Source organism: Nostoc sp. FACHB-190 (assembly GCF_014696905.1).
In the GTDB taxonomy this organism is placed as follows: domain Bacteria; phylum Cyanobacteriota; class Cyanobacteriia; order Cyanobacteriales; family Nostocaceae; genus Nostoc_B.
In genome coordinates this window covers 90327-113193 of sequence record NZ_JACJQW010000025.1, presented here as the reverse complement: position 1 = coordinate 113193, position 22867 = coordinate 90327, and the positions used below count along the sequence as shown (strand labels likewise).

Here is a 22867-nt window from a genome sequence, read left to right as displayed (position 1 = left end):
TAGCCTAGTCTCTAACCTCTAGCCTCTAGCCTCTCTCCTGAAAACTTGTACTGCACCCAACCAAACCCTCTTATGTAGCAGTTGAAGCATAGTTTTAGAAATCCGCAGATGATAAAATCCAGGCAAAATCTATCACCTGTCACCTCTCACCTGTTACCTCTCACCTGCTTCATCACCGTTGAGTAGTTACTGTTGGACGTTGATTGCTAAACCGTTCTTTTGCTAACTTAGTTTGTGATTGGGGAAGATTGGCATTCAAAATTTCCATGTTAAATCTGTATCCCACATTCCGAATAGTTTGAATCAAACTAGGTTGGCGGGGATCAAGTTCTACTTTTTTACGTAGTGATAAAACATGAGTGTCTATCGTGCGCGGGTTGTCAATTGCATCTGGCCAAGCACGACGCAGTAATTCTGAGCGAGACAAAGGTACTCCGCCAGCTTGCGCCAACACATACAACAAACTAAATTCCTGGGGTGTTAAATCAATAAACTCCCCTTGGAACCGGACACGACGCTGCACTAAATCAATTTGCAAAGTGCCATAGTCTAAATAAGCTGGCGCAGTCGGCGTGCGTTTGCGGCGAATTAATGCCTCAACCCTAGCCAAAAACTCCTGCATTCCAAAAGGTTTGCTGAGGTAATCATCGGCCCCCGCCTTTAGTCCTGCGACCACATCCGCCTCGTTGCTACGTGCAGACAGCATTAAGATTAAAGGCTGTTGCTGACGATGCAACCAACGGCAAAACTCGATACCATCTCCATCGGGCAGATCCGCATCTAGAATGACTAGAGTAGGTTGATGGGTTAAAAACACTTCTCTTGCTTGATAAATGCTGGCAGCTTGATTTACCCTATACTCTAACTGTTGCAAGTGCCAACCCAGCAACGACCTCAGATGGGGATTCCCCTCAACGATTTCAATACAAACCGAACCCACGGCGGTAAGACCCCTTAGCGTTGATGACTTTCAAAGTAACAAGCCCATGCTCAAGGTTTTGTAGTCTTTGTTACTTCTACTCACAATTCATTTGACATTTATGCTAAACAAGGGTGGCAATATCTCCCACCTCAGCCTATTTCCAAGGTTAATTAGTAATTTTCTTAAATTTTTGTTAGACTTATCAAAAGTTCTTCTTAACAATCATTTTGCTTTTAGCAAATTGTAACTTGATGAAGAACTTGTACTCAGCCAAATTGTCATCCTTGTAAAAGTCCTTCAGCCTGCTGTTGAAGTCTAGTTTCTGCTTGCTTAAGCTTAACCTCAACCACAAAAATCAGGTTGTTGAAAGAAGAAATCATAAGAATAAATTACTTACCAATCAATTTCCCAGTTTTCTGGAATAGGATCTAAATACGCTGTAGCTGCTGGAGGGGGCAGATCAAAGCAGAATCATTGGCATAATTTATATGCCAAAAACGCTAAAAAAGCGAAAGTGGCACTTCACATTTCAGCGTTAATCATTTACAATTCTCATTCCAAAGAGATCAAACAGCAGTTATGCTTCAAGACACACAAACCATCCGCTATTACCAAAGACTCACAGACGCCTTCGTCGAGCTATGGAATCGCGGTTATCGTATGGACGATATGCGGATGTATTTGGATGGATATCTAGCCGCACTGCGACATGGCAACGCTATCGAGCCATATCTGATTCATCGTCTAGAAGAGGAAGCCAGCCGCTACTTGTACGATGCTTCAAATTTTGCAATGCCGGAACCACAACCACAACACGATTACTACTAAAGCTTTTGCTTTAGCCATTCAAAGTAAACGTAGATTGACGCAGATGATTATAGCACGTTATCTGTATTGATCAAGTGTGCGATGGTGCAAATTTTGGGAGAGAATGTACTGGAGAAAACATCCCCTTTGACTTGTGGTAATTTTGGTAACTCTCATAAGGGGTGTTTAAGATTGTGATTTTAATTAAAAAGCAGAAAATTTTTTATTCACTACTTGCTACTAACCATTGAGTAATTTTTCTGCTTTGGGAAGCGTAGTCCATCAAAAAAGCCCCGTTACAGGGGCTTTTTTGTAATTAAACTTATTTTAAAATTACGAAGCTAGAGCAACTTCCACTTTTTCCTGTAATGAGCCGTTTTGGTACATTTCAATCAGGATGTCGGAACCACCGATGAATTCACCATCAATGTAAACTTGGGGAATAGTCGGCCAGTTGGAATAATCTTTAATGCCTTGACGAATTTCAGAATCCTCCAGAACATTAATCGTCTCGAAGGGAACACCCAAAGTATTGAGGATTTGGACGACGTTGTTAGAAAAACCACATTGAGGCATTAACTTAGTCCCCTTCATGAAAACAAAGATTTTGTTTTGTTTAATTAAGTTCTGAATTCTCTCTTGGACTTCTTGTGACATGGTGTTTTCGTTTCCTATGCTACGGATATAAAAAAATCAATAGTCAATGCTCAACTTAGCTTGGAACTATTGATTTTATGAAGTGGTGGTTGCTTGCCAAGTTTCTGGCGTAAATGTTTTAACTGCCAAGGCGTGAATTGCTTCTGTGGACATAGCTTGCCGCAACGCGCCATAAACTAGCTGATGTTGTTGCACCAGTCCTTTACCTGCAAACTGCGATGATACGACTGTAACTTGATAGTGGTCTCCGCCACCTGTTAAGTCTTGTACTTGTATCTGAGCGTCTTGCAGTTCCGCCTTGATCATAGCCTCAATCTGCTGCGGACTAATCATCGCAATTTCTGAAAAAACTACTTCTCTATTATTAGCAGATTAGGGAGTTGGGAGTGGGGAGTTGGGAGTAGGGGGAAGAGGGATAAGCTGACAGGTGTAGGTTTTTTACGTTCTGCCCCAAAAACCTTGATTTAGGGTGTAGGGGTATAAGGGTGTGAGGGTGATGAAACTCTGATTAAATCGTGATTTTTAGAGTCGCTACTCATCACTCTGTTAAAAACCTACACTTGTGAGAGAGGGATAAGGGGGACAAGGGTTTATTTTTGAGAAGTTGAACCGCCGCTACCTTGTCTGGGGTAGGGGGTATCAACAAAACCGAGTTCAAATAGCTGTTGATATGCTTTTTTACCTAAGTCGCGTGTGGGATTTTGACTTCTAATAATTTGAATTAATAGTGGTACGGCTAATTCTGGCTGATTTTGGGCGCGATGTACGAGTGCTAGTTGATATGTGGCTTCATCTCGCTTTTGAGCAGTTAAGAAAGCTTTTTGACGTTGAGAGTCAGACACTCTGATGTCAATACCAGAAAAGCTAGAGTTTAGGTCTTGATAAAAGTTAGATAGCTGATTAAAAACTTGCCGTGCTTCTTGGAGTTTTTTGGCAGCGAGGGCATAGTTTTGGGCGGAAACTGCTGCTTCTGCCTCTTTCATCAGTCTTTCTCCGCCTTCAATGCTTAACAGGCTATTGGTTTGGGTGGTAGGACGGAGGTTGTTGGGGTCATTCGGGTCAATGGGCTGTGCTTGTTGGCTATAAGCGGGTGATAGCAAACTCAAGAGGAGGGTGACTGAGAAGGAACTGAGGCTAAGAAAAGGTGCAGTTGCAGCTATTTTCATGGATTAAATTGGGTGTGACAAATATATATAAATACTAAGAGAAACTTTGGGTATCTTAACTTTGTTTTCGTTTTAAACAAAACACAGCTATATACTTGGTTTCTTTGCTTTAGACTGAAAATCGGTTTAATCGAGTTCCCAGTGCCTCTGTATACTAATTACCATCGTCTATTATGAGCGATCGCATTAATTCCTCTGATCTTCCAACCACAGGTGTACCAGCCAGCAATTTGGGATTTGTTCTGCAACGCGGTGGTGAAGAATTAGTGTTAGAAAAAGCAACAGACCGTTTCACCATCCGCCCAGCTAACGATTTTACACCTCAACAATTATCTCAGGTAACTTGGGGCATTTGGCAGCGCAGTATTCCCCAAGCACAACTAGAATTATTTCAAGTTCCCCCCGCCCAATTAGATGCGGCGATGTCTCAAGCCCGCGCCGCAGAAACTGTAGCCTTTGCCAGCCATGTTTACACGATTAAAAATAATCCTGGGACTTTTGTTTACTTGGGCGACCAAATTACTATTCAATTTTTAGAAGATATAGCAGCGCCTAGAATTAATGCGATCGCCAGCGCCTATAGTTTAATTCAAGATCAACCTGTTTTGGGTATCCCTAACACTTTCGTATTTTTGGTTAGTAAACAAGCTACAGACAACCCGATTAAAATTACTAACCAACTCCAAGGACTCAAAGAAGTGTTAGCTGCTGAACCTAACATTATCATTAACAGCGAAACACACTATAAACCCCGTGACCCGCTTTATACCCAACAGTGGTACTTAAACCATAGCGGCGGTGAGGATTTAGTTTTAGGTTCTCATATCTCAGTGGAAAAAGCTTGGGATATTACTCGCGGTGTGCGTTCTGTGGTTGTGGCTGTGGTGGATGATTCTTTTGATTTGAATCATCCTGATTTTCAAGGTTCAGGTAAAGTTGTTGCCCCTAGAGATTTGAAACAAAATGATTTTCTACCTTTACCTGATGCGAAAGAAACTAGCCACGGGACAGCTTGTGCAGGGGTAGCCATTGCCGAAGAAAATGGTTCTGGTATTGTGGGGGTGGCTCCTGGTTGTGCGTTTATGCCCATCCGTACCACTGGCTATTTAGATGATGAATCTGTTGAACAGATTTTTAATTGGGCAATTGACAAGGGTGCAAGTGTAATTTCTTGCAGTTGGGGAGCCTCGGCTGTGTATTTCCCCTTGTCTTTGCGGCAACGGGCGGCAATTACCCGCGCAGCCACCAAAGGCAGGAAGGGAAAAGGATGTGTGATTTGTTTTGCTGCTGGTAATGCCAATCGCCCAATTAATGGGAGTGTAATTGAACAAAGTTGGCCTGATAAAATTTTACAAGGTAAAACCGAGTGGCTCAGTGGTTTTGCGGTACATCCTGATGTGATTACTGTTGCGGCTTCCACGAGTTTGAATAAGAAAGCGGCTTACAGTAATTGGGGAGATAGTATTGCGGTGTGTGCGCCTAGTAATAATGCGCCACCAGGAATGTCATTTCCGGAAAAGGGTTATGTGTATACCCAACCTGCGATCGCTGCTTATCTTAACGGGTTGGGTGTGTTTACAACTGACCAATTAGGAGCCGCAGGTTACGACAAGGGGAATTTTACCAGTACTTTTGGTGGGACTTCCAGTGCTACACCTGTGGTGGCTGGGGTAGCAGCTTTGATTTTATCAGCGAATCCCGATTTAACTGCTCAACAAGTTAAACGCATCTTACAAGAAACTGCCGATAAAATAGTTGACCCGAATCCCGACCCCCAATTAGGTTTAAAAGGCGGGACTTACAATGGTAATGGTCATTCCCAATGGTTTGGCTATGGCAAAATCAACGCCGCTAAAGCAGTCCAAGCTGCCAAGCAAATGCGAGAAGGTGCATCACCAGTCAGCCAAAATTTGCGGGTGAGTAATACCAACTCTGTAGGCATTCCCGATAACGATCGCCAAGGTGTGAAAAGTGCGATCGCCATTAACGAAGATATTGTCGTTAAAGATATTCAAGTGAGTGTGAATGTCTCGCACGATTTCTTAGGCGATGTAGAAATTTACTTAATAGCACCGAATAATCAGTCAGTTTTGTTACAAAACCGGACTTTAGGTAGACGGACAAACTTGCAGACAACTTATAGCGTGCGATCGCATCCTGCCCTCAAGCAATTACTATCCATATCTGGTCAAGGGCGCTGGCAATTGTGGCTCATCGATGCTGCACCGCAAGATGTTGGTAGATTAAACAGTTGGGAATTAGTTATTGGTAATTAGGCTTAAATCACACACAAATGACTATTGACCATTAACCATTGACCATTGCCCATTAGTCACTTCTGCTTCTTGATGATTTAAGCTTTGCAGTTCCTTGGCTAACTCATCTGTCATCCGTTTTGCATTTTGTTTGATTGAGCCGTTAGTATATTCTGCAACATTAATCGGGCTGCCGATGTTAATATGCACATCTGTACCCCAGTTGGGATAGGGTTCGCTGTAATTGATACTCATAGGCACAATTTTGACCCCCAGTCCTGGGTGATTCATTTCCGCAGTCAAAGACAAGCGGGCAATTCCTGGCTTTAAAGGATGAACCTTACCATCGCGGAAAATGCCGCCTTCGGGAAAGATGACCAAGGTTTTTCTTTGTTCTAGTAAAGAAACGCCATGTCGTAAGGTGGAAATTGTCGGATGTTGTGGATCTACAGGGAACCCACCTAAACGACGGATAAACCAGCCTTGTAAGCCCTGGCATTCAGTGATAGTCACCATAAAGCGCAAATCTCCCCCAGTAATTAGAGAAGTAGCGTAAGGGACAATTAAAGCATCCCAACGCGCCCGGTGGGTGGGTGCTAAGATAATTGGCCCTGTTGTGGGAACATTGTGTTGTCCCGTGATGGTAATTCTGCCGAAGAACAAAGGTAAAAGCAGATGTCGTCCCAAACGATACGCTATCGGCCCTAACAAGGGAGAAACCTGTGAGGTAGTATCAGCCACCTGATGATTTAATGATTTCTGTGATGTTGGCTTGATCTGTTGCGTATTTTGGGAGAAGTCAAGTTTTATCATGTCGGTAGCTGCGAATTGCCCAGAGGTTGATTAAATAGTGATTAATTAAACCGTAAATTCTCTTTTATAAATTGTGTAGTTATGATTGGACAGTTTTCTTGGTGTCTGTAGTTTTTTGTTGAAGTCTGCGAGTAGCAAACCAAGCTTGCAAATGCTGGCGACAAGCTGATTCTAGAATGCCTCCCAGGACTTGCAGACGATGATTAGAAGCTGCACCATCGGGAATATTTAGGACAGTCCGAATTGCGCCAGTTTTAGTATCGTCCACTCCATAGACAAGCGTCCTCAACCGTGATTGGATAATTGCACCTGCACACATCGGACAAGGTTCTAAAGTTACGTATAATGTACATTCATGCAGTCGCCAGCTATGTAATGTTTGAGATGCTGCTTTAATTGCTACAATTTCGGCGTGGGCTGTCGGGTCTTTGTCCCGTTCTTTGCGATTTTCCCCTTCAGCAATCAAATTTCCCTGACTATCGACAATAACAGCACCAACTGGAATTTCACCCGCCTCTCCTGCGGCTTGGGCGATTTCTAAAGCCCGACTCATCCATTGACGATGTGTCCAATATTCTGGATATTCGATTGACATATCAAATCTAGTTTGATGGTTGAATGAATGCGATCGCTTTTTGTTGGTTAAGACTTAACGCCGTGTGCAACTTTCTCTCAAACCTAACCCCCAACCCCTTCCCTACAAGGGAAGGGGAGCAAGATTCAAAGCCTCTCTCCGCTTGCCTAACGGCAGGCTAACGCCAACGGGGAGAGGTTTGGAGAGGGGTTTCAAGAATAAGTTGCACATCGCGTGACTTACTAATTTTAGCCAATTCGGGCAGAAGCCCCCACCTGTAAAATAAAGTGAGTGCTGAGTCAAACAAATTGGGATTTTATCGTAGGGAACAGGACTAGAGATTATGACTCAGGACTTACGCATCAAAATTTTCTGTGGAGATTGGGTGTGAGGATGAAAGGGTTTTGAATACTTACACCCTCATATTCCTGCACCCTGTTCTAAAACCTTATTTTTTCAAGTCCTATAACTTTCCCAAAATACCTCTCAAACTCTTACTTTCTGCGTCTCTGCGTCAGATATTGGCACTACCTTCACAATCTTTTCCACTTCATCCACCATTACCCGCGACAGTCCAAACTGCTCAATTACAGTTGCATTCGTTGTCAAATGGGTACTAATATTCGCTACGTGATACTGGCTTGCTTCTGTAGCCAAAGTGGCTGGCAAAATTAACTGATCTCCTAAATGCTCATCGACAGGCGCACCCGTTTGGTGAAACTTCAACAGTTGTTCACAAGCAATTTCAGCCACCCTTTCTGATGACATCCGCCATCGTCCAAACCCACCAAATCCCGTCAAGCTGTTCTCATATTCAGCCGTCAGAAAAATCCCAGCCCCCGCCGCGACACCTCTTTCTCGTAAAGCTTGCATAGAAACCTTGAACCCAGCTATGCGTAATATTTTCTCAGCCCGATTTGCCATTCGCTGAGGAATATGAGCAGGTAATTCCGTCACCACTGCCAGTCCCCGTACTTGGCGTAAATGACCGCGTTTGAGTAAATTTATGCCACTGAGTTGACTACCACCACTCACCTGCAATGTTACCTCTCCGCCACCTTGGGGATACCACCCCCAAGCACCTAATTTCACAGATGCTTTAACACCCATACGCTGAAGCATTGGCAGATATACCTGCTCAATATATGTCATTGTCGGGCTGAAGATCACATGAGTACCACCACGCAACGTTACTTGAGAATTACCCTTGGCTAAAGCTAAAGGTAAAAGAATTGTTTGTAAAACTAAAGTAATTGCTCCAGCCGAACCACCTTCTAACACTTCACTGACATCAAAAGTATAGTTTCCTGCCTGCACTGGGCGACTGGGCATAAATTCCAGCATCATCGAACCCAAAGCATCACCCTGTAATTGAGCTTGACAAATCTTCGCCGCCGCGCGGACTGCTGTCAGGTGTTGTGGCGCTAACCCTGGCTTTTTGCGTCCGGCACGAATATTGGCAATGCGAATAGGTTCACCCGTGATAGCGGCTAAACTCAGGCAAGTACGGAGAACTTGTCCGCCTCCCTCTCCGTAGGAACCGTCAATGTCAATCATGAGCAGTGTTGGAATGATAGATGTTGGGTAATGCCCAAGTTTTGACAATTAAAGCACAGATGACCAGAAATAAACACAGCTAAATTGAGCGTAGTCCGACAGGCTTACTTGATGGTGCGTTCCATTCCCCATAATTATTGCCTGTAATAGCTGGTATATTACATCTGAGATAGTAGCCTTTCATACTCTGTATGTGACCCCACCCAAAACCAAATAACTGTGTCTCCCTTTAACTGTCCAACGGCTCGATAGCTTATGCTGACTCTCACAGAATAAATAGGTAATTCTGAATGCACTTTTTTGAAACGTAAACTGGGATGGTTTGGGTCTTGTTTAAATTGGCGATATGCTTGGCGGGTTTGCTCTCGCACATTTTCAGGTAAGTTACCAAAAGCTTGGCGAAACTGAGAAGTGATGCGAGAATTCACAATGTATCTGGATCTAGTTGTTGAGTTTTACCTGCTTGATATTCAGCCATTGCTTGGGCTGCTAAGAAAGCTAGTGCATCTGGAGAACGCTCAAAAGCTGCATCCCATTGCTGTTCATCTTCCAGTTCTTCGAGAATCATCTTTGCCATAGCATCTTGTTGACTGACTGGTAAGCTTTTGAGTTTGATAATCGCTTGTTCAAGTAATTCCGTCATGGTGAATAGTTATCCTCTGTTTTATTAATTTTCACACAGAGTTCAGGGCTAAAATCTACTTGAGGTTGGAGCGATCGCCAACTCAGTTAATGTACTTTTACTCAACTATCAGGTAAACTTGCAAACACCTGCGCTACTAAATTTTTTGTCTTATCTTCTAGATTTTGCCAATCTACTTCACCCAACTCATCAATTAAACTAGTATCAATATCCACAGCCTCATTCTCTGGGCTGTAATTGGCGAAACACACTTGATAACACAATTCCCACAAATCAACGCTGACTTGCTGCTCTTGACGTTGCAGCTGCAAATGATATCCTGGATGGGGCATTGGCAACCGAGACAGGGTATTACGGATTTCGTCTGCTTGTTCTGGTGTGGCACTTTCCATCTCTTCCAACAGTCTTGTTACCAAGGCTTTTATTTCGTCAGTGGTACTAGGCGGCCAAATCAGCACATCATGGTAGGTTCCCTTCCAAGCAGATGCGTCGAGTTGCTTGCGAATGTTATCCACAACTCTAATGAAAGCTGGTTGCATGAGGAGTTCAGCCTGTTGCCATGCAACTGGATTGGTTATTTTAGGTGGCATCGGTCGTCAAACGATTTTGGATTTTGGATTTTGGATTTTGGATTGACTCTAACCGCTAGGGTAAAGAGTTTGAGGATTTTAAATTTTGAAAGTTGATTGATATTACGCCTTGACTTGGCGGAGTATAAACCAAAAAAATCTAAAATCGGCTATCTAAAATCTAAAATTGGCACAGTTAATTAACAGGGTTTATAAAAAAGCTAAGTATTTATTTCAAATCTTTTCTCAAGATAGCGGATTTCAAGGAAAAAAATTTGGAGATATTTATTACCAGCTGGAAAATTAGGTAATAACTCTGGGGAGGGAATATGATCGGTAAGCTACTGGATAATCGTTACCAAGTAATTCAAGTGCTGGCTAAGGGAGGGTTTGGTCAAACCTACATCGCCCAAGATACAAGACGGCCAGGAAACCCTATCTGCGTTGTCAAGCACCTCAAGCCTACCAGTTCTGACCCCAAAATTTTTGAAACTGCCAAACGCCTGTTCCAAAACGAAGCGGAAACTTTGGAACGTTTGGGATATCATGACCAAGTTCCCCGGCTGCTGGCTTACTTTGACGAAAATCAAGAATTCTTTTTAGTTCAAGAATATATCGAAGGACATCCCTTAACTGATGAACTCATTTCTGGTCAACGCTGGAATGAAAATCAAGTTTTGCAAATGTTACAGGAAGTTTTAGGGATTTTAGAGTTTGTCCATCAGCAAGGTGTGATTCACCGCGATATCAAACCAGATAATATTATTCGCCGTTCTTCAGATCATAAATTAGTTTTAGTAGATTTTGGCGCAGTTAAACAGTTAAGTTCCTCAATGGTGACGGTGGGTGGACAAACTACGGCCACTGTCGTTATTGGGACTCCTGGCTATATGCCCACTGAACAAGGACAAGGTAAACCCCGCCCCAATAGTGATATCTATGCTTTAGGGATGATTGCCATTCAAGCAATTACAGGTGTACCAACTTCTGAGTTACAAGAAGACCCAGATACAGGCGAGATTCGCTGGCAACATTTGGCCCCTGTTAGCTATCGTTTGGCATCTATCTTAACAAAGATGGTGCATTATCACTTTAAAGACCGTTACCAAACAGCCACCGAAGCACTGCAAGCTTGTGTGACTCTGATGAGTCCTATGTTAACACCAGCTGCACCACCAGAACCGTCGCTAAATCATGCTTACTCTGGGGCGAAACCTGGTTCGTCTTTTCAACCAACTCTCGCACTCGCGCCAGCAAATCCTGGTGTTAGCAAACCTACCCGCAGAACTTCTAGTAAATCTGATCCCCTACCATTATTAATTGGGATACTTTTAGCTGGTAGTGCGGCGGCTTTGGTGGCGAATGTCTATCCGAATGTGAAGAATTTTACCGCTAATTTTACAGGTCAAAACGTTCGTGCGGGGAATAAGTGTTTGGCAATGGTGACAGGTAATTCTAATATTCGTTCGGAACCGAGTTCGATTAATTCTGATAATGTTCTCAAAACCATTGGTGAGGACACAGCTTTTGAGGTGACTGGACTGCGGACAAAACGCAATTGGATACAAGTGAAATTAAACTCTGGGCGTTTGGCTTGGGCTTATGCAGATGTGATCTCGAACAATGATGAATGGCTGGGTTGTTTGCGGGATAAAGGTATTGCAATTAAGACTGTTGATGATAGCACGCTAATTGCTGCTAGACCTCTTCCCAAACCAAAGGCGGTTAAAACAACGACTCCACCAGAGACAGCAAATGCTGAGGGGGAAAAATCAGAACCAGCAAAAGCTAATGAAAATAGCGACCAGGTTGTGGAACAAGCGAAGAAAAAATATGAGTCAGGAGATTTAGTTGGTGCGATCGCATTATTAAAGTCAATTCCTGCCAATGCTTCTGCTAGTATTCAAGAAACAGGTAAAATCATTAGCCAATGGCAGCAAGATTGGTCTAAGGCTGATGCTCTATTTAATGACATCAACAAAGCAATTGACGATGGTAATTGGGACAAGGTTTTAGATTACAAAAATCATCCCGAAAAGTTACCCGATACCGAATACTGGCGTAATAAAATCGAACCTTTATTTCAACAAGCAGCCGACAATATCGGTAAACAAGCTTTTCCGCCCCAAGAAAAGCAAGATCATCAAAAAACTCCCAAAACAGAGAAACAATAGCGGTTAGGGGTTAGAGAAGAAGTTTTGTATGAGGGAATATTCTTAGGATGTACGCATAAAAATGATAAATCAAGGGTTGGGGAGAGGGTCAAGGGGTGTAGGGGGTATGTATCTAAAACCCTTACACCCCACACCCTTTCACCCAGTCTCAACAGAGAATCTTTGTATGTAAGTCCTGTTAATCTTCTTCTGCGCCAATGTCTTCTTCAGTGTCGTCAGGGTCTAGCGATCGCTCATACTGGAGTTTATTCAACAGCGATAATACCTTAGTACCACGTTCAATAGAACGGTCTTCGATAAAAATTACCTCTGGGGTGCGACGTAGCCTAACTCTAGCGCCAAGTTCACTACGTACATAACCAGTGGCGGACTTTAAACCTGCCATTGTCTCGGCTTTGGCTTCTTCCGTACCATAAATACTGACGTAGATTTTGGCGTGCTGCAAATCGCCAGAAACGTCTACATCAGTGACACTGACCATACCTGTACCCACACGGTCGTCTTTAATGCCGTTGAGTAACATTTGGCTAACTTCCCGTTTGATTAATTCAGCAACACGAGAAATGCGGCGATTTGTAGCCATAAAATCTTTGCCTGTTCACAGAGGTTATAAATAAAGTGCTGAGTGCTGAGTGCTGAGTAACATCAACAACAACAGCCACCCATCGTTCCCAGTCTAAACTGCACTCAAACCCAGCATAGCGCGGAGGGTGAGTGTCACGAAAGCCAGACCGCCCAGTAATAAGCCGACAACAGCAACTAAGGTGACTGGACGTTTTAACAAGGGCAATAATGGCTCGAATGTGTTCACCAGAAGCCCAACGAGGATTGTAATTAAGTAGCGGGGGTAGCGAAGAACGTTATCCCAAAATCCGTCAAACATGGAAATCTAAACTGCCTTGTTATGAACTGACGTTTGTTTTGATATGCTTTATCTACCTAATTGTAATCTATGCGGATGAAAATTACTCACTTAATATAGAATATGCTGCATTAGCGATATTTTGTTATATTTACTAGCTTAAATTAGTGAACTTATCAGTCAATGGTTATTCAAATGCTTCCAGAAATTTATCCACGTCCTTTTTTAAAATGGGCAGGGGGTAAAAGTCGGTTAATTCAACAATATATTAATTATTTTCCGAAGTTTTATCAGACTTACTATGAACCCTTTTTAGGTGGTGGTGCGGTTTTTTTTCATTTACAACCATCCACAGCAATCTTAACAGATATTAACGCTGAACTCATTACTACTTATCGCTGCGTCCGGGATCAAGTGGAAGATTTAATTAGCTTATTACAAGCGCATAAATCTCAACATAGTCGAGATTATTATTACAGTGTCCGCTCTCATACAAGTAATAATGATTTAGAAACAGCAGCACGATTAATTTATCTCAATAAAACTTGTTATAACGGTTTATATCGGGTTAATTCTCAAGGTAAATTTAATGTGCCTTTAGGTAGCTATAAAAATCCGAGTATTTGTCAGGAGGATTTACTCAGAGCTGCATCTCAAGCTCTGAAATCATCGGAAATCAGGCAAGCAGATTTTATTAATGTGCTGAATTATGCTAATAGTAGCGATGATTTTGTATTTTGTGACCCGCCTTATCATCCTATTAGCAATACTAGTTATTTTACTGGTTATAATGGCAATTCTTTTGGCGAACAAGACCAAATACGGTTGCGAAATGTTTGTGCTGAATTAGCAAATCGCGGTGTTAAGGTGATGGTTTGTAATTCCGATTGCGAATTTATCAGAAAAATCTACACAGAAATTAGTTTTAATATTTATGATATCTCTGCATCTCGCTCGATTAATTCTAATACTAAAAAGCGAGGAATTATCAGCGAATTATTAATTACTTCTTATTAAAAATTTTTGTTAGCCCAAGCAATAAACCTATCTAAACTGTAAACTCCGAGTAAGTTATGATTTAGGTTCACTTGCTGTCTGAGCCATTGAATTGCACCTTCGCGCATACCTTCACCACCAATTACCACAATTGTTGGGGCTGGATAATATTCTTGAATGTTCATACTCAAATACGGAAACTTTTCATCTACAGAACCGCCACTTTCTTGCCATTTACATTCAATAATTAATCCAGTGGGTTTGATGGGTAAGCCAACAACAAAAAAATCTACTTTTAACAAAGTATTATAAAGACCTGCGCCGATATAAACTTGTTTAGCGTAGCGTTTCGGTAATAAATGAGCAGTTAAAAGATATTCTTTGGTGACATGATTGCCGATTTGGAAATAATTATGTCCGGTTAATATTGCGTCTACATTACTTTCTAAAATGCGCCCTGCCTGATTTGCCCGTTTGCCTTGAGTCATAGTCATTCTCAAGTCCTCCGTCAATTTTCTATATATTCTAGAATTTCATGGAAGCAGGGACATATAGACAGTTACTTAATATGAATTTTCAAAGGGGAAAAAAGTAGGATATTTTTGGTACTTGTGTACTAAAAAAGTAGTGAAAAATGGTTGAGGTTCAGAGTAGTTAACCGCCGATACACGCAGATAAATTTGGGTGAAGAAAACTTCTATGTTCTGTGTGTTGACTTCAGCGATACTCTGCATTGAAACTCAACCAGTTTGAACTTCGCTATTACCGTTACGGATAGACCAAGCAATTTCTAGGAGATGAGTCCAACGTTTTTGCAATTGTTTGGGAGTACATTTTAAGGCTTTAGCGATCGCTTGATCACTATGTCTAGCTGCTTTTAATTGTAAAATTTGCTGTTGTTGGGGGGAAAGTACTTGAATAAAAGTTTCCCACTGTTGGGAAGACAAGCCTAATTTTTGTTCTAAACCTGCACCTAACCATTGATGAACCAATTGCCATTGGTGCTGTTTGGCGAACTTTTCGACATGATATTTAAAGCGTTGTTGCAGATAATCACGCTGGCGGCTAGTTAAACCGAGAATTTGGTCAATTTCGGGCGCAGACAGGTCTTGTAGCTTCAAGCTGAGGTAGTCGATACAGTCAGATTGACCTTGAGATTCTAAATATTTTACTAATTCGGAGATGACGCGATCGCGTTCTGATTCTTCCGACAAATCACCATGACCTTGAGCAATCATTTTAGAGCGGATTTGCTGCACGGCTGGATTACGTTGGTAAGATTCAGCATCTTCACCCTTCGCTGACTCCACCGCCATTTCAATATCTACAGGAGTTTCTTGGGGTTGACGACGGGCAAAACCTTGAGCGCGTAAGATAATTAACTGTTGATTATTCCCACCAGGTAAATTAATCCGGCGTTTGGCATACTGTTCTGTAAATGCCATATATTCCGCTAATTGCAGCTGAGTGCGTGGTTGATAATCTTCAGCCAATTCATTTTCCCGGCGGAAAGCTTTAATCGCCTCAATATAAAAAGCTTGGAGAAAATCTTCTATTAAATTGTAACGTGCGTCAAATCCGTATTCTGAACCTGATGGCATAACATGACGGTAAACCATCGCACCTAAACTACTGTGTAACTCTACCCGTCCCCGCCGAGAACCAAGTTGGTAGTAGTGCAGACACTTGTGCAGACGATGTTTTGCTAAAGTTAGCTGCCAAGATTGAACTTGTCCAGATGTTTGAATACGGGAACTTTTATCACAAATTCTTCTGACTTCTTTGGCTATGCGTTGCGCTACAGCTTTTACACATCCAGAACTTGCCTTGACTTGCGCCTGTATTTCCTGACACAGCAATTGTATTAAAGCATCTGCCTCTGAGAATTCTTCAATAGCAACATTGCTAACAACAAAATTGGGTGTGGAGGTTGGTAGATTTACAAGGTTAGCTTTCATGAATTTTCCTAGGGTAGGGTATAGCACCGTAACTACAACGCAAAGATAGCATCTGAAAACGTTCTTGTCTGGAAAGTTATTAAGTATTCATCCATACAAGATTCATTGCCAGCACTGCTTATGTATATGACTGTAGGAAATTTAAAAAAGTTACAGTGAAAGTAATGTGTCGCTTTTTGACACCGTAACCAAATTGCAGACAACACAAATATAAGCATCGCGTCCACAATTGGTGCAAATCCTTGCTAGATATACTTTTACTCCTATCCTGACTACCCACTCCCAGCCATGACTTAGTATGACAATCCCCAAACTGGAGCGTTTTTAACCGAGGTTTGCGAAACGGCAGGTTCAGTTTGTGAAGTATGTTTCTTAAACCCAAGCTGCTACTGCTTCCCAACCTAACCCCCGTCTCGTAATCATTGGTTCGTCTCCTGTCAAGTCCAAAATTGTCGATACTTGATATGTTGGTTCTTCACCCGTGTCTACAATTACATCCACTAAGTTATCCAGATAATCAAATAACTCTACCCGTGATAGCTGCGGTTCACCTTCTGAGCTAAATTTCCCATTATCCGCCTCATGACTTGGCAAATGTGCCGAAGTGGAAATAATCGGGTTTTCTAACGCTTCTAGCAAAGCCAGACATACAGTATGATTCGGTACGCGAATCCCAGTTGTTTTCCGCTTAGGATTTTGTACCAGTCGCGGTACTAACTTAGTGGCGGGGAGCAGAAATGTGTAAGGGCCGGGAATCAGCCGCTTCATCAATCTATAAGCTGTATCGCTGACAAACGCATAAGTCGCTACATTTGACAATGAAGGACACAAAAATGTTAATGGTTTATCATTCGCTAACTGCTTGATTTTCCTCACTCTTTCCACCGCCGACTTGGCATTTAAATCACAACCGATCGCATAGACCGTATCAGTAGGGTAAAGCATGACCGCCCCATTTGAGAGCGCAGACTTTATCTCTTCTATTCGGCGGCTTTGGGGATTATCCGGATGCACTGTGAAAATTTTTGCCATAGAAACACGGTGATTTGAAAAAGGGGACGAGAGACATAAGGAAGACAAGGAAGCAGGGGGATAATAACTAATGACAAGTGACTATTGACTAACCCCTATGAGTAAAATAGCTTATCTTCAATGTCCAACGGGAATTTCTGGTGATATGTGCCTGGGAGCCTTAGTCAGTCTGGGTGTTCCTGTAGAGTATTTGGTGACAAAATTAAATGATTTAGGAATTGCTCAGGAGTACCATTTACGGGCGGAACTTGTCCAAAAAAATGGTCAACAGGCAACGAAGGTTCATGTGGATTTAGTCGAGGATGATCATGATCATCATCACCACGAACATCATCACCATCATGGCCGCCATCTGCCAGAAATTGAGCTTATGATTCGTCAAGCAAAGTTACCAGCACGGGCGGAAGCTTGGAGTTTAGCAGTATTCCAACAATTAGCAGTAGCAGAGGGGGCAGTGCATGGAGTTGCGCCAGAAAAAGTCCACTTCCATGAAGTCGGTGCCGTGGATGCAATTGTAGATATTGTTGGCACTTGTTTGGGTTTAGATTGGTTGGGCATTGATAGCGATCGCTCAGGATTCCCCTTACTTTACTGCGCGGCATTGCCAACAGGTGGCGGTACGGTGCGGGCTGCACATGGTCAAATGGCGGTACCAGTACCAGCAGTGTTGAAATTATGGGAAATGAGAAGTTGCCCGGTTTACAGTAACGGCATTGAAAAGGAATTGGTAACACCAACAGGAGCTGCGATCGCTACCACATTAGTCAGAGAATTTGGTAATCCGCCATCGATGACACTCAAACAAGTGGGATTGGGAGCGGGAACTATCAATCTTCCTATTCCCAATATACTACGCCTGTGGCTGGGTGAAAGCACCAGCCTTCAGGCAGATGTCCGCAATTTTCAAGAAATCAGCCCGATTTTAGAACCCATCTCCGTACTCGAAACTCAAATTGATGACTTAAGTCCCCAAGCAATTGGCTATGTGTTTGAAGCCTTATTTGCCGCAGGTGCAGTGGATGTCTTCACCCAACCCATAGGTATGAAAAAATCCCGTCCTGGTATCTTATTAACAGTTATCTGTCATCAGGATAATTTAACCCAATGTGAAGCAGTTTTATTCCGTGAAACCAGCACTTTAGGTATTCGCCGCACCACCCAACAACGCGCCATCCTGCAACGAGAAATTCAACAAATAGAAACAAAATATGGCAAAGTACGTGTCAAAGTCGCATGGCAAGGAACATCGCCAGATAAATCAATCACCAATGTACAGCCAGAATATGAAGACTGCGCCGAATTAGCCAGACAACACAATCTGCCTTGGCGAGAAGTTCACAGAGTTGCCCTGCAACATTGGTATTCGTAAAATAATTTATCACAGGAGGCAGGAGGCAGTGGTTCGGCTTCGCTCACCAACCAGGCAGGAGGCAGGAGGTAAAATTTTTACTATGCCTAGCATTTGTGCTTTTTAAATGTCCTCATCTATACTTCGACTGCTATCCCAATAAAAAGAGAGGAGTTAGAATCATTTTTTCTAACTCCTCTCTTTTTTATTCCCTACTGGAAATTAACTAAATTCTAGTCAATATTTCTCAATGTCCGGTTGACTGTATCACCAGCATCTTCGCCTGCGCGTTGAGCATTTTTTGTTAAGTCTTGAGCCGCATCACTGGTGTTTTCTTTGATATTTTCTAAACCACGTTTTGTTCCCTTCGCTACACCTTCTGCTGTTCCTTGAACAGAACTACCAATATCTTCACCTAAGTTTTTCACTCTTTCTGGGAAAGGTGTACCTTGGCGATAATTACGAGCATATTGTTCTGCGCTATCAATGCCTTTTTCGTTAATATTTCTTTCGGCATTACGGCTTAAATCTTCGGCTCGATTTTTAGCGGCTTTTTCAAAATTTTTCGCTCTCGGATCTACATCACTAAAGTTATTCATCCCACCTTCAGGAGAATTGAGGTTATAAGATTTTGTGGGGTCATAACGCTCAGTATTAGGTGATTGGGCGCTGGGTTGTGGTGGTTGACCTGCAATACTAGGTCGGTTACAAGCTTGTGTCAAAATCAGAAACACACCTGCTAAGAAAACACTTAACACTTTCAAAGGGCGAATATTCTTGAACCAATTAATGACTCTGTTCATAGTTTTACTCCTGTTTCAATTTGGTATCAGTTAAAAATTTATGGAAGTTTCCCACACTAGAACAAAAATTCTATCTGCCGACTGCCGGATTTTTTTGTAATTCTGGTCTAGCACTTGCTTCATCAGCTTTTTCTTTAACAAAGCTGCTGGCATCTTGAAATTGTTCTTTTACGGTTTCCAGTCGTTCTTGCACACGACTTCCTAAATCTGGTTCATTTTGAATTAAATTTCCAGGTTCAGGTTTTTGAAAGTTTTTCTTGGTAATTATTGGTAATTCTTTTTCTTTTTCGACTCTGCCTTGCGGAGTTTCTGCACCAGGGTAGAGGATTTCTGATTCTGGATTTGTCGCAATTAATAAACTAGAAGGTAAATAAGCGTTATTGCTTAAATTTCTAGTATATTTATCTCCACCATTTTTATAAGGATTGTTTGCACCACCAGCTTGTACCGCCGGATTTTGAGGATTTGCCCCTGTAACATCTCCACTACTACAAGCAGTGCTGACTATCAAAATCATACCTGCCAAAAATACTGTTATAACTTGGCGTAGTCTGAGGTTTTTCCATAACGACGTTAAATTTTTCATCATTGCCTCCTTGCAACTATGAACAAGTTTATTTGCTGGTTTAATAGTTAATTAAGCAAGTTAAATTCTTGTTTTAGTTGACTTTTGTTTGACCAACAATTTCCCATATTAATTAGTAAATATTAATCAAACATCTGGCTTAAGTCGCATTATATTCAATGATTATGTAATAATTACATCTGACTGTAGAGAGATAAGACTTAGCTAAAGTGATGAAGCAATTTTTACGCTGGTTGATTTTGGGTGGGACACTATTTTTTGTTGCCAAAGCCTTAAAGGATAATTGGGTAGGAGTAACAACTATCAGAATTGATGCAGCAGGATGGGCAATTTTAGCGATCGCCACTGGGGTAACTTTATTAGCACATACGTGGGCTGGCTGGATTTGGACTTGGGTTTTGCGCGATTTAAATCAACCTGTACCATCGATTCCATTTATTCAAGCCTATTTAAAAACTAATATCGCCAAATATCTTCCGGGTAATGTTTGGCATTATTATGGGCGGATTATGGCTGCGAAAAATGCCAATGTTTCTGGAGGGGTAGCAACCATTAGTGTCTTATTAGAACCATTACTTATGGCCGCAGCCGCTTTAATAATTGTGGTTTTATTTGGCAGTCAGTTGGCTGTGACTCAAACTAATTTAGCTCTCAAAATATTACAATTTGTGATTTTAGTTGTGATACTTTGTGGCATACATCCTTGGTTTTTAAACCCAGTAATTCGCTTTTTATACAGATTAAAAAATAAAAAATCACCTAATAGAAATCAGCCACAAGTCACTATCAATCTTGAACGTTATCCCTTTCGCCCCTTGTTAGGAGAAGTTGGATTTTTAGGACTGCGTAGTTTAGGGTTTATTTTGACTATGTTGGCAATTTACCCCATAAATCTTAGCCAATTTCCTTTATTATTCGGGGGTTTTAGTATTGCTTGGCTGCTAGGGCTAGTAGTTCCCGGTGCGCCAGGGGGGATAGGTGTATTTGAAGCTACAGCGATCGCACTTTTGCAGAATCGTTTTCCCTCGGCGGTCGTGATTAGTGCGATCGCTTTATATCGTCTCATCAGCATCTTAGCGGAGACATCCGGTGCGGCTTTAGCTTGGCTAGACGAACGTTTAGTCAAAACCAATAACTAAAATAGTAGGAATACTAAATCTCAGTTTGAATTTCAATCAACTTTTGTCGAGAAGAGAAACCTGATTTAATACTGACATAAGACTTCGGCACATCAAATTTATCAGCTAAAACCTTAATTAATTCTTCATTCGCCTTCCCATCAATCGGCGGCGATTTTAAATATACAGTTAAACTTCCATCTGCTTGTTCTTCGACTTTTTGTTGTTTAGAATTAGGTTTGACTTTTACTCTTTTTTGCATTGCCTATTTTCCTAGCCACAGCCAACATAAAATGCAACCAAATATATCATAAGCAAAATATCCAATTTTCAAGAGAGTATATTTCTCTTTTTCCCACTACCTCTGACTTGAAAGAGGGTGTACGGGTGTAAGGGTATGGGGGTGTAGGGGAAGGATATCTTTTTAGTTAGCAGTCCCTAAATAAAAAGCCCATCGCTGTGACGATGAGCAAGAAAAAGATGATGAATATTTTTGAGCTACGATTGTGACGCATTTTCTACAAATTAGAAACTCAACAAAATTTTACCCGTCATAACTTGAATCTCAAATAAAGTTATGGATATCTTTTACTACCAGCCCCTACTACACCAATTTTATGACGATAGGAAAGTTCTGCACCAAACCACCCAGAAACACTAGTCAACGTTCCCACCACCAGAGATATTAATAATCCCCAAGGTACAATCCGGGCTTCTGCGTCACCCCAACGCAAAATAAAGTTCAACAGCGTTAAAACTAAGATAGAAACATTCAAGATCAGGTGAGCCCAACCAGCCGTGCGTTTACGGACTCGCTCAATTTTCAAAAAGTCGCTTAACCCGATCGCAGCTGCAATTAAACCTCCAACCAATCCGAGTCCAATCAACCACAAAGAAGCCCGCGCCCAGAAATAATCACGAGTTAACCAATAGCCAAAATCGCTTCCTAAAGCTGCTGCTAAAAAGGCTATGGGGAAAATGACACTTAAAGGGTGTAAGGGATGTCCGGCGATCGCAACTGTGCTAGGTACGCCAGTATCACGATACTCTCGATCATCACTCTCAATCATCGGTGGAATATTGGGAAAAGGACTAGAAGCCGATGTTGTGTCTGAAGTTTCCATAGTTTCCATAAATAATTATCCTTGATTTAAGCTGAGGGAATTTGTTCTACATAAGCTTCTGCTTGCAGCGTTAATTTACTTGGTTCTACTTTTATTTGCTTAACTCGCAAGCTCATACCTTCTAAATCAAAATTAGATAAATTGAGAATTTCGCTGGTTTGCTCAATCAAAGCTTTTGTTAATTCTGGTGAGATTTCTTCACCTCCGCCATACTCGACATTTTCTAACGATACAGTTTCTCCATTAGCACTGACTTTAGGTATTGCAGAGAAAGCAACTTGTTGAATTTCTCTTGTTTCCTTTAATTGAATGGTTGCATTGAGCCATATCTTTTGATGATCAAGTAAGCGAAATTCTACCGATTGGGGTTCTATACTCATGAGTTGACCATTAATATGCACTTTCTGGTTTTGAAGTTGCGATCGTACATATTCCGAATTAAAAGCACGGTTGATATCATTTTCAGTCAATACAACTCTTGCACTAGCTTCTGTCGGTTTAGTCAATTCAATTTTGCCAAAAGCCACACTTAAAGTATTAATGGCAACATTCCCCATTTGCATTTCTAATTCCTCCATTCGGAGGTCTTGCTGCATCACCAAACCTTCACCTGATATTGTGACTGCATCGACTTGCCCCTGAAGCATTTTTATTGGATCAGTTTTGATGTTGACATCTAGATTTTCCACTTCATCCAATTGGCTAGATAATCCTATTTCGGCAGCTTTATTTAGTGCTTGCTCTCCGATTCCAGGGCTTTCTGACATCGCACTCTTATCTCGTGTTTGACTCTCTTTGGACAATTTAGAAAAATAATTGCAAAATTTTATCTACCCAACGATGGAGACAAAAATTATTCTGTGTATCTCTAAAAGAAGAATCAGAAACTCTATATGTAAAAAA

The 22867-nt window shown here is 41.7% G+C and carries 26 protein-coding genes; 6 read left to right on the top strand and 20 right to left on the bottom strand.

Features of this window, described 5'->3' with window-relative positions; translation table 11 throughout:
• Positions 1 to 172 precede the first annotated feature (172 nt).
• A complete protein-coding gene (locus tag H6G28_RS23950; protein ID WP_190591021.1) occupies positions 173 to 940 on the bottom strand; it encodes a response regulator transcription factor in 768 nt (255 codons plus the stop codon).
• 561 nt (positions 941 to 1501) lie between these two features.
• On the opposite strand from H6G28_RS23950, the gene H6G28_RS23945 reads away from it, so the two are divergent.
• Positions 1502 to 1750 (top strand): DUF6761 family protein, encoded by a 249-nt coding sequence (locus H6G28_RS23945; RefSeq protein WP_062296854.1) that lies wholly within the window; start codon positions 1502 to 1504, stop codon positions 1748 to 1750.
• A gap of 312 nt (positions 1751 to 2062) precedes the next feature.
• Here the strand turns inward: H6G28_RS23945 and grxD are convergent, their stop codons facing one another.
• The 3 genes from grxD to H6G28_RS23930 form a co-directional block, all read right to left on the bottom strand.
• A complete protein-coding gene (gene grxD, locus H6G28_RS23940; protein WP_190591019.1) occupies positions 2063 to 2386 on the bottom strand; it encodes a Grx4 family monothiol glutaredoxin in 324 nt (107 codons plus the stop codon).
• 75 nt (positions 2387 to 2461) lie between these two features.
• A complete protein-coding gene (locus H6G28_RS23935) occupies positions 2462 to 2719 on the bottom strand; it encodes a BolA family protein (protein WP_190591017.1) in 258 nt (85 codons plus the stop codon).
• 257 nt (positions 2720 to 2976) lie between these two features.
• The gene (locus H6G28_RS23930) at positions 2977 to 3552 is read right to left on the bottom strand and encodes a hypothetical protein (RefSeq protein ID WP_190674797.1); all 576 of its coding nucleotides are present in this window, start codon (positions 3550 to 3552) and stop codon (positions 2977 to 2979) included.
• Between the two features lie 173 nt (positions 3553 to 3725).
• Between H6G28_RS23930 and H6G28_RS23925 the strand changes: the two genes are divergently transcribed.
• Positions 3726 to 5828: a S8 family serine peptidase gene (locus tag H6G28_RS23925; RefSeq protein WP_190674795.1), complete on the top strand. Its 2103-nt coding sequence runs from the start codon at positions 3726 to 3728 to the stop codon at positions 5826 to 5828.
• Between the two features lie 21 nt (positions 5829 to 5849).
• Here H6G28_RS23925 and H6G28_RS23920 read toward each other — a convergent pair whose 3' ends face one another.
• The 6 genes from H6G28_RS23920 to H6G28_RS23895 form a co-directional block, all read right to left on the bottom strand.
• Complete coding sequence (locus tag H6G28_RS23920; RefSeq protein ID WP_190591012.1) at positions 5850 to 6620, bottom strand: lysophospholipid acyltransferase family protein; 771 nt, start codon at positions 6618 to 6620, stop codon at positions 5850 to 5852.
• 79 nt (positions 6621 to 6699) lie between these two features.
• On the bottom strand, positions 6700 to 7215 hold the full coding sequence (gene tadA, locus H6G28_RS23915) for a tRNA adenosine(34) deaminase TadA (protein ID WP_190674793.1): 516 nt from the start codon (positions 7213 to 7215) through the stop codon (positions 6700 to 6702).
• 465 nt (positions 7216 to 7680) lie between these two features.
• Positions 7681 to 8751, bottom strand: a complete 1071-nt coding sequence (rtcA, locus tag H6G28_RS23910; protein WP_190674791.1) for an RNA 3'-terminal phosphate cyclase — start codon at positions 8749 to 8751, stop codon at positions 7681 to 7683.
• 158 nt (positions 8752 to 8909) lie between these two features.
• Positions 8910 to 9179: a ParE family toxin-like protein gene (locus H6G28_RS23905; protein ID WP_190674789.1), complete on the bottom strand. Its 270-nt coding sequence runs from the start codon at positions 9177 to 9179 to the stop codon at positions 8910 to 8912.
• Positions 9176 to 9394 (bottom strand): hypothetical protein, encoded by a 219-nt coding sequence (locus tag H6G28_RS23900; RefSeq protein ID WP_190674786.1) that lies wholly within the window; start codon positions 9392 to 9394, stop codon positions 9176 to 9178. Before H6G28_RS23900 ends, H6G28_RS23905 begins: the two co-directional genes overlap by 4 nt.
• Positions 9395 to 9495: 101 nt before the next feature.
• Positions 9496 to 9984, bottom strand: a complete 489-nt coding sequence (locus H6G28_RS23895; RefSeq protein ID WP_190591002.1) for a hypothetical protein — start codon at positions 9982 to 9984, stop codon at positions 9496 to 9498.
• A gap of 308 nt (positions 9985 to 10292) precedes the next feature.
• On the opposite strand from H6G28_RS23895, the gene H6G28_RS23890 reads away from it, so the two are divergent.
• Positions 10293 to 12137: a serine/threonine protein kinase gene (locus tag H6G28_RS23890; RefSeq protein ID WP_190674784.1), complete on the top strand. Its 1845-nt coding sequence runs from the start codon at positions 10293 to 10295 to the stop codon at positions 12135 to 12137.
• A gap of 178 nt (positions 12138 to 12315) precedes the next feature.
• Here H6G28_RS23890 and rbfA read toward each other — a convergent pair whose 3' ends face one another.
• Both rbfA and H6G28_RS23880 read right to left on the bottom strand, forming a co-directional pair.
• Positions 12316 to 12720, bottom strand: coding sequence for a 30S ribosome-binding factor RbfA (gene rbfA, locus H6G28_RS23885; protein WP_190590998.1), 405 nt, complete (start codon positions 12718 to 12720; stop codon positions 12316 to 12318).
• Between the two features lie 93 nt (positions 12721 to 12813).
• The gene (locus H6G28_RS23880; RefSeq protein WP_190590997.1) at positions 12814 to 13020 is read right to left on the bottom strand and encodes a DUF751 family protein; all 207 of its coding nucleotides are present in this window, start codon (positions 13018 to 13020) and stop codon (positions 12814 to 12816) included.
• Positions 13021 to 13182: 162 nt separating this feature from the next.
• On the opposite strand from H6G28_RS23880, the gene H6G28_RS23875 reads away from it, so the two are divergent.
• On the top strand, positions 13183 to 14016 hold the full coding sequence (locus tag H6G28_RS23875; RefSeq protein WP_190674782.1) for a DNA adenine methylase: 834 nt from the start codon (positions 13183 to 13185) through the stop codon (positions 14014 to 14016).
• On the opposite strand, the gene H6G28_RS23870 is transcribed toward H6G28_RS23875, so the two are convergent.
• The 3 genes from H6G28_RS23870 to H6G28_RS23860 form a co-directional block, all read right to left on the bottom strand.
• A complete protein-coding gene (locus tag H6G28_RS23870; RefSeq protein ID WP_190674780.1) occupies positions 14013 to 14489 on the bottom strand; it encodes a PD-(D/E)XK nuclease superfamily protein in 477 nt (158 codons plus the stop codon). The two genes, H6G28_RS23875 and H6G28_RS23870, sit on opposite strands and share 4 nt — an antisense overlap.
• Positions 14490 to 14735: 246 nt before the next feature.
• Positions 14736 to 15953 (bottom strand): HetZ-related protein, encoded by a 1218-nt coding sequence (locus H6G28_RS23865; RefSeq protein WP_190674778.1) that lies wholly within the window; start codon positions 15951 to 15953, stop codon positions 14736 to 14738.
• Positions 15954 to 16325: 372 nt separating this feature from the next.
• Positions 16326 to 16985, bottom strand: a complete 660-nt coding sequence (locus tag H6G28_RS23860; protein ID WP_190590989.1) for an L-threonylcarbamoyladenylate synthase — start codon at positions 16983 to 16985, stop codon at positions 16326 to 16328.
• Positions 16986 to 17082: 97 nt separating this feature from the next.
• Here H6G28_RS23860 and larC point away from each other — a divergent pair, with 97 nt between their 5' ends.
• Positions 17083 to 18354 (top strand): nickel pincer cofactor biosynthesis protein LarC, encoded by a 1272-nt coding sequence (gene larC, locus H6G28_RS23855; protein ID WP_190674776.1) that lies wholly within the window; start codon positions 17083 to 17085, stop codon positions 18352 to 18354.
• Positions 18355 to 18566: 212 nt separating this feature from the next.
• Here the strand turns inward: larC and H6G28_RS23850 are convergent, their stop codons facing one another.
• Together H6G28_RS23850 and H6G28_RS23845 are read right to left on the bottom strand one after the other, a co-directional pair.
• A complete protein-coding gene (locus tag H6G28_RS23850; protein ID WP_190674773.1) occupies positions 18567 to 19136 on the bottom strand; it encodes a hypothetical protein in 570 nt (189 codons plus the stop codon).
• Positions 19137 to 19206: 70 nt separating this feature from the next.
• A complete protein-coding gene (locus H6G28_RS23845; RefSeq protein WP_190674816.1) occupies positions 19207 to 19722 on the bottom strand; it encodes a DUF6658 family protein in 516 nt (171 codons plus the stop codon).
• Between the two features lie 212 nt (positions 19723 to 19934).
• Between H6G28_RS23845 and H6G28_RS23840 the strand changes: the two genes are divergently transcribed.
• On the top strand, positions 19935 to 20861 hold the full coding sequence (locus H6G28_RS23840; RefSeq protein ID WP_190674770.1) for a lysylphosphatidylglycerol synthase transmembrane domain-containing protein: 927 nt from the start codon (positions 19935 to 19937) through the stop codon (positions 20859 to 20861).
• 13 nt (positions 20862 to 20874) lie between these two features.
• Here H6G28_RS23840 and H6G28_RS23835 read toward each other — a convergent pair whose 3' ends face one another.
• From H6G28_RS23835 to H6G28_RS23825, 3 genes are all read right to left on the bottom strand, one after another.
• Complete coding sequence (locus H6G28_RS23835) at positions 20875 to 21102, bottom strand: DUF167 domain-containing protein (protein WP_190590983.1); 228 nt, start codon at positions 21100 to 21102, stop codon at positions 20875 to 20877.
• A 313-nt stretch (positions 21103 to 21415) separates the two neighbouring features.
• Positions 21416 to 21964: a DUF2231 domain-containing protein gene (locus H6G28_RS23830; RefSeq protein ID WP_190674813.1), complete on the bottom strand. Its 549-nt coding sequence runs from the start codon at positions 21962 to 21964 to the stop codon at positions 21416 to 21418.
• A 26-nt stretch (positions 21965 to 21990) separates the two neighbouring features.
• Positions 21991 to 22731, bottom strand: a complete 741-nt coding sequence (locus H6G28_RS23825; RefSeq protein ID WP_190674766.1) for an LmeA family phospholipid-binding protein — start codon at positions 22729 to 22731, stop codon at positions 21991 to 21993.
• Positions 22732 to 22867: the final 136 nt, after the last annotated feature.

What these genes read in the sequence shown, in the direction of transcription:
- H6G28_RS23945 (WP_062296854.1), top strand. Translation starts at nt 1,502, where the DNA reads ATGCTTCAAGACACACAAACCATCCGCTATTACCAAAGACTCACAGAC.
- grxD (WP_190591019.1), bottom strand. Translation starts at nt 2,386, where the DNA reads ATGTCACAAGAAGTCCAAGAGAGAATTCAGAACTTAATTAAACAAAAC.
- H6G28_RS23935 (WP_190591017.1), bottom strand. Translation starts at nt 2,719, where the DNA reads ATGATTAGTCCGCAGCAGATTGAGGCTATGATCAAGGCGGAACTGCAA.
- H6G28_RS23930 (WP_190674797.1), bottom strand. Translation starts at nt 3,552, where the DNA reads ATGAAAATAGCTGCAACTGCACCTTTTCTTAGCCTCAGTTCCTTCTCA.
- H6G28_RS23925 (WP_190674795.1), top strand. Translation starts at nt 3,726, where the DNA reads ATGAGCGATCGCATTAATTCCTCTGATCTTCCAACCACAGGTGTACCA.
- H6G28_RS23920 (WP_190591012.1), bottom strand. Translation starts at nt 6,620, where the DNA reads ATGATAAAACTTGACTTCTCCCAAAATACGCAACAGATCAAGCCAACA.
- tadA (WP_190674793.1), bottom strand. Translation starts at nt 7,215, where the DNA reads ATGTCAATCGAATATCCAGAATATTGGACACATCGTCAATGGATGAGT.
- rtcA (WP_190674791.1), bottom strand. Translation starts at nt 8,751, where the DNA reads ATGATTGACATTGACGGTTCCTACGGAGAGGGAGGCGGACAAGTTCTC.
- H6G28_RS23900 (WP_190674786.1), bottom strand. Translation starts at nt 9,394, where the DNA reads ATGACGGAATTACTTGAACAAGCGATTATCAAACTCAAAAGCTTACCA.
- H6G28_RS23895 (WP_190591002.1), bottom strand. Translation starts at nt 9,984, where the DNA reads ATGCCACCTAAAATAACCAATCCAGTTGCATGGCAACAGGCTGAACTC.
- H6G28_RS23890 (WP_190674784.1), top strand. Translation starts at nt 10,293, where the DNA reads ATGATCGGTAAGCTACTGGATAATCGTTACCAAGTAATTCAAGTGCTG.
- rbfA (WP_190590998.1), bottom strand. Translation starts at nt 12,720, where the DNA reads ATGGCTACAAATCGCCGCATTTCTCGTGTTGCTGAATTAATCAAACGG.
- H6G28_RS23880 (WP_190590997.1), bottom strand. Translation starts at nt 13,020, where the DNA reads ATGTTTGACGGATTTTGGGATAACGTTCTTCGCTACCCCCGCTACTTA.
- H6G28_RS23875 (WP_190674782.1), top strand. Translation starts at nt 13,183, where the DNA reads ATGGTTATTCAAATGCTTCCAGAAATTTATCCACGTCCTTTTTTAAAA.
- H6G28_RS23870 (WP_190674780.1), bottom strand. Translation starts at nt 14,489, where the DNA reads ATGACTATGACTCAAGGCAAACGGGCAAATCAGGCAGGGCGCATTTTA.
- H6G28_RS23865 (WP_190674778.1), bottom strand. Translation starts at nt 15,953, where the DNA reads ATGAAAGCTAACCTTGTAAATCTACCAACCTCCACACCCAATTTTGTT.
- H6G28_RS23860 (WP_190590989.1), bottom strand. Translation starts at nt 16,985, where the DNA reads ATGGCAAAAATTTTCACAGTGCATCCGGATAATCCCCAAAGCCGCCGA.
- larC (WP_190674776.1), top strand. Translation starts at nt 17,083, where the DNA reads ATGAGTAAAATAGCTTATCTTCAATGTCCAACGGGAATTTCTGGTGAT.
- H6G28_RS23850 (WP_190674773.1), bottom strand. Translation starts at nt 19,136, where the DNA reads ATGAACAGAGTCATTAATTGGTTCAAGAATATTCGCCCTTTGAAAGTG.
- H6G28_RS23845 (WP_190674816.1), bottom strand. Translation starts at nt 19,722, where the DNA reads ATGAAAAATTTAACGTCGTTATGGAAAAACCTCAGACTACGCCAAGTT.
- H6G28_RS23840 (WP_190674770.1), top strand. Translation starts at nt 19,935, where the DNA reads ATGAAGCAATTTTTACGCTGGTTGATTTTGGGTGGGACACTATTTTTT.
- H6G28_RS23835 (WP_190590983.1), bottom strand. Translation starts at nt 21,102, where the DNA reads ATGCAAAAAAGAGTAAAAGTCAAACCTAATTCTAAACAACAAAAAGTC.
- H6G28_RS23830 (WP_190674813.1), bottom strand. Translation starts at nt 21,964, where the DNA reads ATGGAAACTTCAGACACAACATCGGCTTCTAGTCCTTTTCCCAATATT.
- H6G28_RS23825 (WP_190674766.1), bottom strand. Translation starts at nt 22,731, where the DNA reads ATGTCAGAAAGCCCTGGAATCGGAGAGCAAGCACTAAATAAAGCTGCC.